Source organism: Citrobacter sp. Cc139 (genome assembly GCF_030334645.1).
Taxonomy (GTDB): domain Bacteria; phylum Pseudomonadota; class Gammaproteobacteria; order Enterobacterales; family Enterobacteriaceae; genus Citrobacter; species Citrobacter werkmanii.
Map to the genome: position 1 here is coordinate 393,301 of NZ_JAOWDM010000069.1, position 15,690 is coordinate 408,990.

The 15,690-nt window shown below is 52.9% G+C and carries 15 protein-coding genes; 6 read left to right on the forward strand and 9 right to left on the reverse strand.

Annotated elements, in window-relative coordinates:
• Positions 1–205: 205 nt before the first annotated feature.
• Positions 206–538: a YceK/YidQ family lipoprotein gene (locus OGV69_RS06545; RefSeq protein WP_085049150.1), complete on the forward strand. Its 333-nt coding sequence runs from the start codon at positions 206–208 to the stop codon at positions 536–538.
• Here the strand turns inward: OGV69_RS06545 and OGV69_RS06550 are convergent, their stop codons facing one another.
• The 9 genes from OGV69_RS06550 to dnaA form a co-directional block, all read right to left on the reverse strand.
• Complete coding sequence (locus OGV69_RS06550) at positions 539–1,765, reverse strand: YidR family protein (protein ID WP_069323654.1); 1,227 nt, start codon at positions 1,763–1,765, stop codon at positions 539–541. It abuts the gene before it with no gap.
• Positions 1,766–1,901: 136 nt separating this feature from the next.
• Positions 1,902–3,023 (reverse strand): DUF4056 domain-containing protein, encoded by a 1,122-nt coding sequence (locus OGV69_RS06555; protein WP_069323825.1) that lies wholly within the window; start codon positions 3,021–3,023, stop codon positions 1,902–1,904.
• Between the two features lie 17 nt (positions 3,024–3,040).
• Positions 3,041–4,126 (reverse strand): BamA/TamA family outer membrane protein, encoded by a 1,086-nt coding sequence (locus tag OGV69_RS06560; RefSeq protein WP_233638486.1) that lies wholly within the window; start codon positions 4,124–4,126, stop codon positions 3,041–3,043.
• A gap of 41 nt (positions 4,127–4,167) precedes the next feature.
• Positions 4,168–5,178, reverse strand: a complete 1,011-nt coding sequence (locus OGV69_RS06565; RefSeq protein ID WP_051594498.1) for a hypothetical protein — start codon at positions 5,176–5,178, stop codon at positions 4,168–4,170.
• Positions 5,179–5,351: 173 nt separating this feature from the next.
• On the reverse strand, positions 5,352–6,164 hold the full coding sequence (gene yidA, locus OGV69_RS06570; protein ID WP_038635719.1) for a sugar-phosphatase: 813 nt from the start codon (positions 6,162–6,164) through the stop codon (positions 5,352–5,354).
• A 211-nt stretch (positions 6,165–6,375) separates the two neighbouring features.
• The gene (gene gyrB / locus OGV69_RS06575) at positions 6,376–8,790 is read right to left on the reverse strand and encodes a DNA topoisomerase (ATP-hydrolyzing) subunit B (RefSeq protein ID WP_006687741.1); all 2,415 of its coding nucleotides are present in this window, start codon (positions 8,788–8,790) and stop codon (positions 6,376–6,378) included.
• A gap of 28 nt (positions 8,791–8,818) precedes the next feature.
• Positions 8,819–9,892, reverse strand: a complete 1,074-nt coding sequence (gene recF / locus OGV69_RS06580; RefSeq protein ID WP_069323651.1) for a DNA replication/repair protein RecF — start codon at positions 9,890–9,892, stop codon at positions 8,819–8,821.
• Positions 9,893–10,089: 197 nt separating this feature from the next.
• Complete coding sequence (dnaN, locus tag OGV69_RS06585) at positions 10,090–11,190, reverse strand: DNA polymerase III subunit beta (protein WP_005121477.1); 1,101 nt, start codon at positions 11,188–11,190, stop codon at positions 10,090–10,092.
• 4 nt (positions 11,191–11,194) lie between these two features.
• A complete protein-coding gene (dnaA, locus tag OGV69_RS06590; RefSeq protein ID WP_003827078.1) occupies positions 11,195–12,598 on the reverse strand; it encodes a chromosomal replication initiator protein DnaA in 1,404 nt (467 codons plus the stop codon).
• A gap of 296 nt (positions 12,599–12,894) precedes the next feature.
• Between dnaA and OGV69_RS25300 the strand changes: the two genes are divergently transcribed.
• From OGV69_RS25300 to yidC, 5 genes are all read left to right on the forward strand, one after another.
• Complete coding sequence (locus OGV69_RS25300; protein ID WP_420867109.1) at positions 12,895–12,975, forward strand: hypothetical protein; 81 nt, start codon at positions 12,895–12,897, stop codon at positions 12,973–12,975.
• A gap of 228 nt (positions 12,976–13,203) precedes the next feature.
• The gene (rpmH, locus tag OGV69_RS06595) at positions 13,204–13,344 is read left to right on the forward strand and encodes a 50S ribosomal protein L34 (RefSeq protein WP_003023858.1); all 141 of its coding nucleotides are present in this window, start codon (positions 13,204–13,206) and stop codon (positions 13,342–13,344) included.
• 17 nt (positions 13,345–13,361) lie between these two features.
• On the forward strand, positions 13,362–13,721 hold the full coding sequence (gene rnpA / locus OGV69_RS06600) for a ribonuclease P protein component (protein WP_003844432.1): 360 nt from the start codon (positions 13,362–13,364) through the stop codon (positions 13,719–13,721).
• A complete protein-coding gene (gene yidD, locus OGV69_RS06605; RefSeq protein WP_003023846.1) occupies positions 13,685–13,942 on the forward strand; it encodes a membrane protein insertion efficiency factor YidD in 258 nt (85 codons plus the stop codon). The genes rnpA and yidD overlap by 37 nt, the downstream gene beginning before the upstream one ends.
• Before the next feature lie 2 nt (positions 13,943–13,944).
• Positions 13,945–15,591: a membrane protein insertase YidC gene (gene yidC / locus OGV69_RS06610; RefSeq protein ID WP_006687746.1), complete on the forward strand. Its 1,647-nt coding sequence runs from the start codon at positions 13,945–13,947 to the stop codon at positions 15,589–15,591.
• The last annotated feature ends 99 nt before the right edge of the window (positions 15,592–15,690 follow it).

The window sequence follows — 15,690 nt, forward strand, 5'->3', positions numbered from 1 at the left end:
TTCTAAAAATGGGTCTTAACACAAACTTTTCAAGTGTATTCATCTGACTTTTTTTGCAGTTTGTTGTCTATTGCATACACTGGGGAGAGCAGTTGTTATCGATAAATCGCGATAGCCGCCACAGTGCGACGAAATGGTGATGTTATTTTCGCAACGGATCGCTTTAACTCACCATGCAAACACGATGAAAACAGATGAATAAATGATGATAAAAAAAATGTTGGTAACACTGACAATGTGCAGCGGGATGGCGTTTTTGAGCGGTTGTTCCAGCATAATGTCGCATACCGGAGGCAAAGAAGGGACGTATCCTGGCACACGCGCCAGCGCCACCATGATCAGCGAAAGTGATACGAATTGGGGAACGAAGTCGCTGGCGATTCTGGATATGCCTTTTACTGCGGTGCTGGATACCGTATTGCTTCCGTGGGATCTCTTTCGTAAAGATAACTCGGTGAGATCCCGCGTAGAAAAGAGCGAGGAGAGAACGCAGGCCACGAACGCCGTTATCCCCCCGGCGAAAATGACTGCACCTTAATTAACGCCCTGTTTCAGTCATCCACAGTTGGCGGAAACCTTCGACCTCTTCCATCCACGCAACCAGTCGCCCATCAGGAGAGAAGACAACCGCATCGGCCGACGGAGGGTTGCCGTGACGCGCCGTTAAAAAATCAATCTCTCCCGTCTGAGCATCACAACAGGCTATTCTGTTTTCCAGCACAAATCCCAGCCATTTCCCTGATGGATGCCAGTTGAATGCAGACTGAATACCCGTGGCGCAACGGGTAAGCTGACGCGGCTCACCACCCTGTGGTGGAATTAACCACAGCTGCACAACGCCATGGTTGTCGCGCATTAAAAACGCAATTTCAGACGTCTGCGGATTACTGCGCACCCAGTGGCGCGGCTGATTCACCAGCCCCGGAAAGGCGCGCTCATGAGTAAACGTCAGGCGACGTTGGTGAATACCGGATGGCGGCGCAGGCATTGTCGCCTCTGTGCCCTCCAGCGGAGCATCACCCGGTTGTTTCCAGCCGCTTTCATTCTGAGGCAAATCAACAATAAACAGCTCCGGCACTTTCTCACCGGTCACTGACAACGTATCGCCGATAAACGCCAGTGTGCTTTCGCCCACCCAACCTTCTTCATAGGCGCGGTTTATCTCATCGCTCCCCGGTTTTGGCGCCGGCGTCGTTTGACTCACCAGCACGCACCAGCGGCTCCCGCTATATTCACGTGGATGCTGCGCGGATACGTTCACCGGACCATACGGCGCAGCCACGCCGACGTTACGTAAATCCAGCGCCGGAGAGCGTTCATGCAGCACATGGTCGTTATAAGTAAAACTGACAAACTCACCGTTCGGGCTAAAGACATGCACATGACTGCCGCCGCGTAACGCGCCAGGCGTGTACGGCGCGGTGATATCCATCGCATCCAGATTCGTCACCTCTGCCTGCGAAACAATCACCCCACGGCGATGATGAAAGTCGTAATCCCATGTTTCATCAGGATTTTCTGGCCCATGAATAAAAACATACTTTTCCGACTTTGGATGAACGGTCACCACGCCCACATGTGCCCTCTGAGTGGCCCGGTAAATCACCTCCAGTTCGCCAGTATGAACATTGACGCGTTCAATCGTTTCCCCCGTAAAAGCGGCACCGGAAGGACGCACGTCGAAGACCAGCCACTGACTGTCCGGGGTCCAGGTGTTGATATTGGTAAGCTGATGATTACGCGGCGTAAAGGTGATTTGCTTCATGGGATGCCCTGATACAAGACGATTTAAGCAATCATACTTCACAAGCACTTCACTTTCAGAATTTAGCGTAGCGATTATCGGATTGGGTCCGGCATGTGCAGAAAACCTCCGCCAGTGAAGTTCTGGTGGAGGTTTTTTAATAAAGGAATGAATGCTCATCCACTTTCGACAGATTATCCCTGGCACCTGCAAGCGTAGCCAGCGCAGGGAAATTAGCATCGCTATACCAGGATTGTGGTAAAGGTAGCCGCGCCATGTTACTTCCGGGCCGGAGTTGAAGTTGCGCCAGCGAATCAAGGGAATAATTTCGCCAGTGATGCGGTAATGACAGGCGTAGCGGCGCGGCTTTTTCGCCCGGCACTGGCGTTGGCAAACGCGAATCACTTACATCGTAGTTTCTGTGCAGCACCAGATATTTCTCCGGCACCCGACGCTGGCTGTTCCACCACTTGCCATCCAGCATATCAAACTGAAAACGGGTTATTGTTTCTGACTTAGCTCCCAACTGCGTTAACGCCTGACGCAGTGCATTGTTCATTGCCGCATCGTACATCCCTGATGTTGCCAGTTGCCCATCAAGGATCAGCGACACCGCAATTCTTGCCCCCAACAGGTTAGAGTAGAGATCTTCCGGTGAAAATGCGGAAACTTCCTCAGAAAACCCAGGAACTGACTCAAAACCGTACCATTGTGCAATTTCATGCCAGGCCGCGAGCTGAAAGGCCAGATGTGCTGCCAGCCAGGCAGCTAATGCGTAACGTTCGCCCGCCGTTTCAGGTGGTGTGAAGGCGTTGAAAACGATATGCCGCTCCGCCAGTTCATCTTCGAGTCGCAACGTAAAAGGCTGACCTAACTGTGGAAGTAGATGGCTAAAAAGCCAGACCGTCATATCTGCGGTATCTCGTACATGCGCGATATCGATGAAACCGCCGCGAGAGGTGTACACAATGCCATTGTGTTCATGCCCGATGCCGGCCAGGTTCACTAACCCTAACAGCAGGCTATCGTTATAGCGATGCTCGCCAATACCATTAGCTGCCACGACGTTATTAAGTTCATAAAACGGTACTGGCATATCCAGCACCTGCGCGTGCAGGTCGTAACCAAAAGCGCAGCACGGACGTAACCCCTGGGGCGCAGGGAGCGGCGAAACAACTGGCCAGGCGGTGCTTTCGACCTTGTCATCTTCATTTACCAACTGCAAAGGTACAGATATCGCAGCATGGACCCCGACCGTTGCCAATAACAAGGTCGTCATCAGCAGCACTTTATTGATCAAAACGCCTCTCCTACCTGAAAATAAAAACCGCTGCTCCCTTTGCCAATGCCATAATCCAGACGCACATTCACCCGCGGCTTAAATTCAAAACGATACCCCACCCCCGCCGAGGGTAGCCAGCGTCCGTCATCCAGCGCGCTAAATGATGGCCCCATCGTCCCTGCGCCCAGCCAGCCGACCACGCCATGCCGCCAGTCAAGTTTGCGGCGATACTCTACCTGCCCGCTGACGGCGTTTTTATCGCGATAGCGTCCTTCGTAATAGCCGCGCATCCGCTGATTGCTACCGAGCAGCGGCATCATGCTCCACGGCACATCCCCCTGAGTAAAGGCACCGTCCATCTCCCAGGCAAGCACATTCTTCTCGTCCAGAGAGTGGTAGCGGCTGTAGTGCAACTGGTATTCATCAAACCGGGTATCGCTCCCCGCATCGGGCGTATAGCGGGTATAGCGTACGTCGGCATATTGTCCCTGACGTGGGTTAGGAACAAAGTCGCGGTCATCCCAGCTAAGTTCGACACTGCTGCCGGAACTTAGCACCGACGCGCCCTGCCCGGTATTTTCAATTTTTGGCGGATCGTTACCATCCATTTGCGCAGCATGTTGCGCGTTCAGCGACCAGCCGACGCCCAGATAGATATTAGACGCTACCCGACGATATAACGTGGGGTGCAGATCCAGATCCTTAGCCGTATATTGCTGTTTCTGGCTGTCTTTATCTCCGGCACTAAATCCCTGCCCCCAGTACCAGGTTGGCGTATCGGTTAATGCGCCATTGAGAAAGAAACGCCAGCGATCGTCGGCAAAAAAGGCATAATTTTGCATAGTGACGCCGAAAGCGCCCGTTGAGCTAAAGTAGCCGCTGAGGGTCAGCGTCGAGTTCTGACTCACCGTGTCGTTTGGGTCTGGGCGATACATTCCCACCACCGCGGTGCCTATCCCCAGCCCCAGTTCCGGAGTGTAAAACGGCCCCGGCATTACGCCCCAATCGATACCTTTGCTGGCGTTAAAGTTATCGCTGGCGCCCAGTGTATTCAGCCAGCCGTCAACTTCGTCGCGGGTCGGTAATTCTGCCTGCGCAATGCAGGCGAACAGACTCACCAGCAACAAGAAAGCGAGGCGGATCAAAAGCGGTACTCTCCAGCCATGAAAAAGCTGTTACGGTCGGCAAAGCCAATTTCGGTCGTCACGTTAAAGTTTCGGGTCAATTCATACTGCGCCCCGACCAGTACGTTCCAGGGGGATTGCAGATGCTGTTTAACGTCGAAACGGCCATTGCCGTCCTTATTCGCGATATCCACCATTTTCTGCAGCGTCTCAGACGGCATATTGAGATCGCTAAGGCTACCCCTGAATTCTTGCTGCACGTCCTGATACATACTGCCAATCCACAGATTCAGCTTGCCAGACGGCAAGTACAGTGCTTCCACACCCGGGGTGGTAAAGCGATAACCGACTCGCGGAGAAACCGTGAAGGCATCAATACTACCGTCAAGAATGTCAAACTGCGTCTGAGTATAATTGGCATCAAAAGCCGTAAACCAGTTACCCACACCGCCCACCAGTGTCGTCCCCACACCGTAGGTCGTGCCTTTAAAGTCGAGCTGAAACGCCAGGTTTTGCAAATTGTCTGGCGTGTGAACTTTGCGTGGCCCTTTAATGCCTACACCAATCTGCGAAACGGAGTGACCGTCGGTATAGCCCACCAGGCCATAGACGTTCATAAACGGCAGCAGCCAGGCATCCAATTTCAGGGTTTCTGTTTTGCTTCTCTCGCGCGTATTGCCAACGTTAATTTTGAATGCGTTATCCAGCGAATGACCACCCAAAGAAAGGCCATTAAAGTTAATACTGTCTACATTAATATTCTGCCTGATATTCATGTAGTTAATATTTACACCAAACGGCTCAGGCAGGTCGTAACCACGTTTACGCGCCTCGTCGCCTAAAAAGGGCAAAACGGAGTGGCTTGCAGCAGGTTTAGTCGCCGGTTTTACCGGCAATGAAGCGGCCTGACCATCATCCTGATAATCATACAAAGGTGTTAACGTTGAGCCAGAATCCGTCGCAGCACAGGCTTGAAAAATCAAACAGGAAGACGTCATCAACACCAGGCGAATGCTTGTGTTAGTCATAAGAAAACATAGTTGCAGGCAGGAACCGCCTGAATATAAAAGAAGGTGGGAGAGTATAGAAGTTGCGTACTAAATGGGGGGATTAATGTGCGGTTTCACATCTGATAATACAAACGTGATTTTTATAACATTCTTAATGTTTTATGCCTGGCCGAAGCCAGGCATAACGCACATCAGGAGAGGACGTACTTCTCAATGGCCCAGGCAACACCGTCTTCCAGATTAGATTTCGTCACAAAGTTGGCGATCTCTTTCACCGTTGGAATGGCGTTATCCATCGCAACGCCCACGCCGGCGTATTCAATCATCGCGATGTCGTTTTCCTGATCGCCAATCGCCATAACCTCTTCGGCTTTAATTCCCAACGCATCGGCCAGCGATTTTACGCCAGTCCCTTTGTTGACGCGTTTATCAAGGATTTCGAGGAAGTACGGCGCACTTTTCAGCACGGTGTACTTTTCTTTCACTTCCGCCGGAATGCGCGAGATGGCCTTGTCGAGGATCTCCGGCTCATCAATCATCATCACTTTCAGGAACTGGGTCGCCGGATCCATTTTTTCAGCCTCACAGAACACCAGCGGAATCGTCGCGACAAACGATTCATGCACCGTGTAATAACTGATATCACGGTTAGCGGTATACAGCGTGTTGCGATCGAGCGCGTGGAAATGTGAGCCAACTTCCCGGGAGAGTTGCTCCAGATAGCGATAATCATCATAGCTCAGCGCGGTTTGCGCCACAGTACTGCCATCGCCCGCTTTCTGCACCAGCGCACCGTTGTAGGTAATGCAGTAGTCACCGGGTTGTTCCATGTGCAGTTCTTTCAGATAGCTGTGAACGCCGGCATACGGGCGTCCCGTGGTCAGCACTACGTTCACGCCACGCGCGCGTGCCGCGGCAATTGCCGTTTTGACTGCAGGTGAAATGGTGTGATCGGGCAGCAGAAGTGTGCCATCCATGTCGATAGCAATAAGTTTGATAGCCATGAGTTCCCCGGATTAAATGAGTCCGCCCTCATGCTAACGCGATTCCGCTCAAAAAACAGCTACGAAAAGGAGGATAGAAAGGGGAATCAAGATTCCCCTTTTGTGGTTCGCTTGTAGACAGAAAAGGTCTAAGCCGCCATCCGGCAAAGACAAAAAACTGCCTGATGGCGCTTCGCTTATCAGGCCTACAGGAGCAGGCCCGGGATACACGTCAGATATCGATGTTCGCCGCTTTCAGGGCGTTTTCTTCGATAAATGCGCGGCGTGGTTCGACGGCATCGCCCATCAGGGTGGTGAACAGCTGGTCAGCGGCAATCGCATCCTTCACAGTAACGCGCAACATGCGACGGCTTTCCGGATCCATGGTCGTTTCCCACAGCTGTTCCGGGTTCATCTCGCCCAGACCTTTATAACGCTGGATAGCGAGACCGCGACGAGACTCTTTCTGCAGCCATTCCAGCGCCTGCTCAAAGCTGGCCACCGGCTGGCGACGCTCGCCACGTTCGATAAACGCATCGTCTTCGATCAGCCCGCGCAACTTCTCACCGAGCGTGCAAATACGATGGTACTCGCCACCGGTCACAAACTCGTGATCCAGCACATAGTCGGTATCCACACCGTGAGTACGTACGCGTACAATCGGCTCAAACAGATTCTGCTCTGCGTTGTGGTGAACATCAAACTTCCACAGGCTACCGTGCTGTTCTTTTTCGTTCAGCTCGGTAATCAGCGCGTTAACCCAACGGGTAACGTTCTGTTCGTTCGCCAAATCAGCTTCCGGCAGCGTCGGTTGATAAACCAGCTCTTTCAGCAGCGCTTTCGGGAAACGACGTTCCATACGGCCAATCATTTTCTGCGTCGCGTTGTATTCAGAAACCAGTTTCTCTAACGACTCACCTGAAAGGGCAGGCGCACTGGCGTTGGTGTGCAGCGTTGCGCCATCCAGAGCGATAGAAATTTGGTACTGATCCATCGCTTCGTCATCTTTAATGTACTGTTCCTGCTTGCCTTTCTTCACTTTGTACAGCGGCGGCTGCGCAATGTAAACGTGGCCGCGTTCAACGATTTCCGGCATCTGACGATAGAAGAAGGTCAACAGCAGCGTACGGATATGCGAACCGTCGACGTCCGCATCGGTCATGATGATGATGCTGTGATAACGCAGTTTGTCCGGGTTGTACTCGTCGCGACCAATGCCGCAGCCGAGCGCGGTAATCAGTGTTGCCACTTCCTGAGAGGAGAGCATTTTGTCGAAACGCGCTTTCTCGACGTTAAGGATTTTACCCTTCAGCGGCAGAATCGCCTGGTTTTTACGGTTACGCCCCTGCTTCGCAGAACCGCCCGCGGAGTCCCCTTCCACAAGGTACAGTTCGGACAGCGCCGGGTCACGTTCCTGACAGTCCGCCAGCTTGCCCGGCAGACCGGCTAAGTCCAGCGCGCCTTTACGACGGGTCATTTCACGCGCGCGACGTGCTGCTTCACGGGCACGGGCCGCATCGATAATCTTGCCGACGACGATTTTCGCGTCAGACGGGTTTTCCAGCAGGTATTCGCTCAGCAGTTCGTTCATCTGCTGTTCAACCGCCGATTTCACCTCAGAGGAGACCAGTTTGTCTTTGGTCTGCGAGGAGAATTTCGGGTCCGGCACTTTCACGGAAACCACCGCAATCAGGCCTTCACGGGCATCGTCACCGGTAGCGCTGACTTTGGCTTTTTTGCTGTAGCCTTCTTTGTCCATGTAGGCGTTCAGGGTACGGGTCATCGCCGCACGGAAGCCTGCAAGGTGAGTCCCGCCGTCACGCTGCGGAATGTTGTTGGTGAAGCAGTAGATATTTTCCTGGAAGCCGTCGTTCCACTGCAGCGCAACTTCAACGCCGATACCGTCTTTTTCGGTGGAGAAGTAGAAGATATTCGGGTGGATCGGCGTTTTGTTTTTGTTGAGATATTCAACAAACGCCTTAATGCCGCCTTCGTAGTGGAAATGATCTTCTTTGCCGTCGCGCTTATCGCGCAGACGAATAGAGACGCCAGAGTTCAGGAATGACAGCTCGCGCAGACGCTTCGCCAGAATGTCGTATTCGAACTCGGTCACGTTAGTGAAGGTTTCATGGCTTGGCCAGAAACGGACCTGAGTACCCGTTACTTCCGTTTCGCCTGTTACCGCCAGCGGCGCCTGCGGCACACCATGCACGTAAGTTTGCTGATGCACTTTGCCTTCACGACGAATCACCAGCTCCAGTTTCTGCGACAGGGCGTTAACGACGGAGACACCTACGCCGTGCAAACCACCGGAAACTTTATAGGAGTTATCATCGAATTTACCGCCTGCGTGCAGAACAGTCATGATAACTTCCGCCGCCGAAACGCCCTCTTCCGGGTGAATACCGGTTGGGATACCACGGCCATCATCGGTAACAGACACGGAGTTGTCCGCGTGAATCGTTACCACGATATCTTTACAGTGACCCGCGAGCGCTTCGTCGATAGCGTTATCTACCACCTCGAATACCATGTGGTGCAGACCGGTGCCGTCATCCGTGTCGCCGATATACATACCCGGGCGCTTACGCACCGCATCCAGCCCTTTCAGGACTTTGATACTGGAGGAGTCATAAGAATTCGACATCAACGTTTCTCGCTCATTTTATCTTGGGTTAATCCGTTATTTTACCCTTTTCCACGGTAAACATCTTCGAATTTTCATCGGACATGTCTATAACGTGTTCAGCGCTGATTGCGCTGACAAAGACCTGAGATTGCGTGGCTTTTAAGCGGCTGGCCAGCAGCCCGCGACGCGCATCATCCAGTTCAGAGGCAAAATCATCTATCAGGTACAGGCAGCGCCGTCCGCTTTCACGGGTCAGGAACTCCCCTTGCGCCAGACGTAAGGCGCACATTAGCAGTTTTAGCTGCCCACGCGACAACGTGTCTTCTACCGGCGCACCGTCGGCACGAATGCGGAAATCCGCCTTATGCGGGCCGTGTGCGGTGTAGGTCAACATGCGATCGCGTTCAAAACTGCGTTCCAGCACCTCGGCATAATCTGTCTCTTTCTCCCAACCACGCTGGAAAGAGAACGAGAGAGAAAACTCGGGAAGAAACTGCTGGCAGGTATCCGCCATATCCTGCGCGATACCCGCGCTGTACTCCGCGCGCCAGGTGCTGATTTGTTCCGCCAGCGGAATAAGTTCTCTATCCCACGGGCGCAGTTGCTCATAACGACTCACCTGGCGCAGTGCCGCATTGCGCTGCTTGAGCAGTCGCTTCAGGTTGCTCCAGGCGGTGAAAAATCCGGCTTCATTGTGAAAGCATCCCCAGTCAAGAAATGCTCTTCTGTATTTGGGGCCGCCGTTGAGTAAAGTAAACCCCTCTGGCGTGATCAGCTGCATCGGCATCAGGTGCGCCAGTTCAGCGACCTTGTGCCCGTCAGTGCCGTCAATGCGCACTTTGCTGTCGCCCAGTTTGTCTTTCGTCAGACCAATCGATGTCTCGCGCTCTTCTCCCTGTAATCGTCCGTGTAAAACAAACGACTCCTGCTCGTGGCGAATCACGCGGCCAATCTGCAAACTGCGAAACGCCCGGCCATGGCCGAGCGTATAGATGGCTTCCAGCACACTGGTTTTGCCGCTGCCGTTCGCGCCAACCAGGAAGTTAAAGCCGGGGGATAAAGCGAGATCCGCATTTTCAATATTGCGGAAATCTTTGATTAGCAGTCGGGATAGCGACATATCAACTCATAACCAGGGCGTTATCGTCGCAGTTAGTCTGGTTACGGCCAGCGCACAGCAACCGGAGCGTACTGAAGTACGTGAGGATTGCTCGCTGCGCTCGCCCTTCGGGCCGTCCATAGGACGTCCAAAATACTTCGTATTTTGTGCGAGCACTGCCCGGAACCAGAATAACAAGTAAGATAGCCCGATATTCTTTACAAGCGCATAGGCATGACGACATAGGCTGCGGATTGGCTGGCCGCATCTTCAATCTGTACGCTCGATACGGAATCGGTCAGCAAAATACGCACGTTCTCGCACTTCAGCGCGTTCAGAACGTCAAGCACGTAGCTCACGTTAAAACCGATTTCCAGTTCTGTACCAGGATAGGAGACATCCAGAATTTCTTCTGCTTCTTCCTGCTCCGGGTTGTTGGCGGTGATTTTGAGCTGATTTTCGCTGACATACAGACGCACGCCGCGGAATTTCTCGTTTGAAAGAATTGCCGCACGGGCAAACGCCTGTTTAAGGATATCGCAACCGGCTTCCAGATGTTTGTCCGGATTCTTCGGCAATACGCGGCGATAATCCGGGAAACGGCCATCAACCAGCTTGGAGGTGAAGATGAAATCGCCCACGTGCGCACGAATGTTGTTGCTGCCAATCTGCACGCGCAGCGGGTTGTCACCGCCGTCGAGCATACGCATCAGTTCAATCACGCCTTTACGCGGTACGATCACCGAATGGCTGGGCAACGGCTGACCGACAGGCATTGAACAAACCGCCAGACGGTGACCGTCGGTCGCCACGGTACGCAGCTCTTCCCCTTCGGTTTCAAACAGCATGCCGTTTAAGTAGTAACGCACGTCCTGATGCGCCATCGAAAACTGCGTGGCTTCAATCAGGCGCTTCATCGTGGCCTGCGGCAGGGTGAATTCGACTTCGCTCTGCCAGTCATCCAGATTAGGGAAGTCGGCGGCAGGCAGCGTGGACAGCGAGAAACGGCTGCGACCAGAGCGTACCAGCATGCGGTCGCCTTCCAGTTGAACGGCAATTTCCGCGCCTTCCGGCAATCCGCGGCAAATGTCGAAGAATTTACGCGCCGGAACGGTAGTAGCACCAGGTTCATGAGGCTGGATCAACGCCACGCGCGCCACCATCTCCATTTCGAGATCGGTACCGGTCAGAGAAAGCGCACCGTCAGCGACCTGCAGCAGCAGGTTTCCGAGGATCGGCAGTGTAGGACGTCCACCCAGCGGGCCGCTGACCTGCTGAAGCGGTTTTAATAAATGTTCACGTTCAACGGTAAATTTCATAGCGTCACGAAGATAATGTTCTGATTAAATTGGAGAAATCTTCTTTAATATCATGGCTTTCTTCACGCAACTGCTCAATCTTGCGGCAGGCATGAAGCACGGTAGTATGGTCACGCCCACCAAACGCGTCGCCAATTTCCGGCAGACTGTGGTTAGTGAGCTCTTTTGCCAGCGCCATCGCCATCTGGCGCGGACGAGCTACCGAGCGAGATCGACGCTTTGACAGCAGATCCGCAATTTTGATTTTGTAATACTCCGCCACCGTCTTCTGAATATTGTCGATGGTGACCAGCTTTTCCTGCAAAGCCAGCAGATCGCGCAGCGCTTCGCGCACGAAATCGATGGTAATCGCCCGGCCGGTAAAATTGGCGTTGGCGATCACGCGGTTCAGTGCGCCTTCCAGTTCACGCACGTTAGAGCGTAGACGCTTGGCAATAAAGAACGCCACTTCACCTGGCAGACGAATGTCGTTTTCGTCAGCTTTTTTCATCAGGATCGCCACGCGGGTTTCCAGCTCAGGCGGTTCGATCGCAACAGTCAGCCCCCAGCCAAAGCGGGATTTCAGTCGATCTTCAACGCCATTGATCTCCTTCGGATAACGATCCGACGTCAGGATGATCTGCTGATTACCTTCCAGCAGGGCGTTGAAGGTGTGGAAGAATTCTTCCTGCGAGCGCTCTTTGTTGGCAAAGAACTGGATGTCATCGATCAGCAGCGCGTCGACGGAGCGGTAGTAGCGTTTAAACTCTTCGATCGCATTGTTTTGCAGAGCTTTAACCATGTCCTGCACAAAACGCTCGGAGTGCATATACACCACTTTCGCGTTCGGTTTACGCGCCATAATGCCGTTACCGACAGCATGCAACAGGTGGGTTTTACCCAGACCCGTACCACCATAAAGGAATAACGGATTGTAGGCGCCGCCAGGGTTGTCCGCCACCTGACGTGCCGCCGCGCGCGCCAGTTGGTTAGATTTACCTTCAACGAAATTATCAAACGTATGTTTGACGTTGACGTTAGAGCGGTAGGTAGGTTCTGCCGGAGCCGGGACGTTGTCCCAGCCTGGACGCGCCGCCGGAGCAGCACGTTGCGGTTGTACTTGTTGCGCCACATGGGCAGGCGCGACAACGTTGTTCACCGGCGTCTTCAGCGTTTGCGTGACGGGTTTAGTTCCGACCTCAAAACGCAGCTGTGGGGCATCCGCTCCGCAGAAGTTATTTAGTAATCCATTAATATTATTAAGGTATTTGTCCCTTACCCAATCGAGCACAAAACGGTTTGGCGCATACAAAGCCAGCGTGTTATCGCTCAGTTCCGCCTGCAACGGGCGTATCCACATACTGAATTCTGTGGCTGGTAACTCATCCTGCAATCGGGCAAGACACTGCTGCCAAAGCGAAAGTGACACGGCGGACTCCACTCGAACAAAAGTCGATAAATGACAAAGGCTGAAACATTCATGATTGTTGACGCACATCGACAAGACCCTATGCAAAGGGTGACGTGCGAATTGCTATCTGCAATTTTACCCGATCAGGATCCATTGAAACGATCGGGACCGCGGATCATAGCGTAAACTGAGAAAGAGATCTTCTGTTTCTCACAGATTCTTCCCGATTTATCCACAGGATGATCCTGAATCGGCTAAGTGTAAACGATCCTGGAGAAGTGCTGCAGGTTTTAGCGCGCATATTGAAAAAATTAATGAGTAAAGATGCTTTACTGCTTAAACGATCTAATAAAGATCCCGGGCGATCCTTGCGCTTTATCCACCAGCCCGTATAATTCTTACCCCCAGCGAGTAACGGTCGCCTTACGGCGTCAACGCTGCCTGTTTTTCACACAAAACCTTGTGGAAAAAAGCGGGAAATAAGGAAAGAGAATTGACTCCGGAGTGTACAATTATTACAATCCGGCCTCTTTAATCACCCACACTGTGGCGTAAGTCGTTCGAAACTCGTTCGGGTATACGCAAAAGTCAGTGAATTTATTCAAGTTTAGGTAGAAATCGCCATGAAACGCACTTTTCAACCGTCTGTACTGAAGCGCAACCGTTCTCACGGCTTCCGTGCTCGTATGGCTAATAAAAATGGTCGTCAGGTTCTGGCACGTCGTCGTGCTAAAGGCCGTTCTCGTCTGACCGTTTCTAAGTAATAAAAGCTAGCCCCTGAGTGGTTAAGCTCGCATTTCCCAGGGAGTTACGTTTGTTAACTCCCACTCATTTCACATTCGTCTTCCAGCAGCCACAACGGGCTGGCACGCCGCAAATCACCATCCTCGGCCGCCTGAATTCGCTGGGGCATCCCCGTATCGGTCTTACCGTCGCCAAGAAAAATGTTAAACGTGCGCATGAACGCAATCGGATTAAACGTCTGACGCGTGAAAGCTTCCGTTTACGTCAGCACGAACTTCCCGCAATGGATTTCGTGGTGGTGGCGAAAAAAGGGGTTGCTGACCTCGATAACCGTGCTCTCTCGGAAGCGTTGGAAAAATTATGGCGTCGCCATTGTCGCCTGGCTCGCGGGTCCTGATAGCCCTCATTCGGGTCTATCAACGCCTGATCAGTCCGCTGCTTGGGCCGCATTGCCGTTTCACTCCAACCTGTTCGAGCTACGGAATTGAGGCATTGCGCAGGTTTGGAGTGATAAAAGGCAGTTGGTTGACGGTGAAACGCGTATTAAAATGCCACCCTTTACACCCTGGTGGTGACGATCCCGTCCCGCCCGGACCATTTGATACCAGAGAACACTAACGATGGATTCGCAACGCAATCTTTTAGTCATCGCTTTGCTGTTCGTGTCTTTCATGATCTGGCAAGCCTGGGAGCAGGATAAAAACCCGCAACCTCAGGCCCAACAGACCACGCAGACAACGACCACCGCAGCGGGTAGCGCCGCAGACCAGGGCGTACCGGCCAGTGGCCAGGGGAAACTGATTACGGTTAAAACTGACGTGCTTGATCTGACCATCAACACCCGTGGTGGTGATGTGGAACAGGCTTCGCTGCCAGCTTACCCGAAAGAACTTGGTTCTACCGAACCGTTCCAGTTACTGGAAACCACGCCACAGTTCATCTACCAGGCACAGAGTGGCCTGACAGGTCGTGACGGCCCGGATAACCCGGCTAACGGCCCACGTCCGCTGTACAACGTCGAAAAAGACGCATTTGTACTGGCAGACGGTCAGAACGAACTGCAGATCCCGATGACCTATACTGACGCAGCGGGTAACACGTTCACTAAAACGTTTGTCCTCAAGCGTGGTGAATATGCTGTCAACGTTAACTACAGCGTGCAGAACGCCGGCGAGAAACCGCTGGAAATCTCCACCTTTGGTCAGCTGAAGCAATCCATCAATCTGCCATCTCATCGCGACACCGGTAGCAGCAACTTTGCGCTGCACACCTTCCGTGGCGCGGCGTACTCCACGCCGGATGAGAAGTATGAGAAATACAAATTCGACACCATTGCTGAAAACGAAAACCTGAACGTCAACGCTAAAGACGGTTGGGTCGCAATGCTGCAACAGTATTTCGCAACGGCATGGGTTCCGCGTAACGACGGCACCAACAACTTCTACACCGCTAACCTGGGTAACGGCATTGCCGCTATCGGCTATAAATCTCAGCCGGTACTGGTACAGCCAGGCCAGACTGGCGCGATGACCAGCACCCTGTGGGTCGGCCCGGAAATTCAGGACAAAATGGCGGCCGTTGCACCGCACCTGGATCTGACCGTGGATTACGGCTGGTTGTGGTTCATCTCTCAGCCGCTGTTTAAACTGCTGAAGTGGATCCATAGCTTCCTGGGTAACTGGGGCTTCTCCATCATCGTTATCACCTTTATCGTTCGTGGCATCATGTACCCGCTGACCAAAGCGCAGTACACCTCCATGGCGAAGATGCGTATGCTGCAGCCGAAGATTCAGGCTATGCGTGAGCGTCTGGGCGATGACAAACAGCGTCAGAGCCAGGAAATGATGGCCCTGTACAAAGCTGAGAAGGTTAACCCGCTGGGCGGCTGCTTCCCGCTGATCATCCAGATGCCAATCTTCCTGGCGTTGTACTACATGCTGATGGGCTCCATTGAACTGCGTCATGCGCCGTTCGCGCTGTGGATCCATGACCTGTCTGCACAGGACCCGTACTACATTCTGCCGATCCTGATGGGCGTGACGATGTTCTTCATTCAGAAGATGTCTCCGACCACCGTGACCGACCCGATGCAGCAGAAGATCATGACCTTTATGCCGGTCATCTTCACCGTGTTCTTCCTGTGGTTCCCGTCAGGTCTGGTGCTGTACTATATCGTCAGCAACCTGGTAACCATTATTCAGCAGCAGCTGATTTACCGTGGTCTGGAGAAGCGTGGGCTGCATAGCCGCGAGAAGAAAAACTCCTGATTCGGTGTAGGCCGGATTAGGCGAAACCGCCATCCGGCAAACGGAACATAACGTAAAGGGCGGTCATTAGACCGCCTTTTTTATTGCATCACAAAGAGA

Bases quoted from the DNA above. Each gene is read 5' to 3' on its own strand.
- OGV69_RS06545 (WP_085049150.1), top strand. From the start codon at position 206: ATGATAAAAAAAATGTTGGTAACACTGACAATGTGCAGCGGGATGGCG.
- OGV69_RS06550 (WP_069323654.1), bottom strand. From the start codon at position 1,765: ATGAAGCAAATCACCTTTACGCCGCGTAATCATCAGCTTACCAATATC.
- OGV69_RS06555 (WP_069323825.1), bottom strand. From the start codon at position 3,023: ATGACGACCTTGTTATTGGCAACGGTCGGGGTCCATGCTGCGATATCT.
- OGV69_RS06565 (WP_051594498.1), bottom strand. From the start codon at position 5,178: ATGACTAACACAAGCATTCGCCTGGTGTTGATGACGTCTTCCTGTTTG.
- yidA (WP_038635719.1), bottom strand. From the start codon at position 6,164: ATGGCTATCAAACTTATTGCTATCGACATGGATGGCACACTTCTGCTG.
- gyrB (WP_006687741.1), bottom strand. From the start codon at position 8,790: ATGTCGAATTCTTATGACTCCTCCAGTATCAAAGTCCTGAAAGGGCTG.
- recF (WP_069323651.1), bottom strand. From the start codon at position 9,892: ATGTCGCTATCCCGACTGCTAATCAAAGATTTCCGCAATATTGAAAAT.
- dnaN (WP_005121477.1), bottom strand. From the start codon at position 11,190: ATGAAATTTACCGTTGAACGTGAACATTTATTAAAACCGCTTCAGCAG.
- OGV69_RS25300 (WP_420867109.1), top strand. From the start codon at position 12,895: ATGAGTAAAGATGCTTTACTGCTTAAACGATCTAATAAAGATCCCGGG.
- rpmH (WP_003023858.1), top strand. From the start codon at position 13,204: ATGAAACGCACTTTTCAACCGTCTGTACTGAAGCGCAACCGTTCTCAC.
- yidD (WP_003023846.1), top strand. From the start codon at position 13,685: ATGGCGTCGCCATTGTCGCCTGGCTCGCGGGTCCTGATAGCCCTCATT.
- yidC (WP_006687746.1), top strand. From the start codon at position 13,945: ATGGATTCGCAACGCAATCTTTTAGTCATCGCTTTGCTGTTCGTGTCT.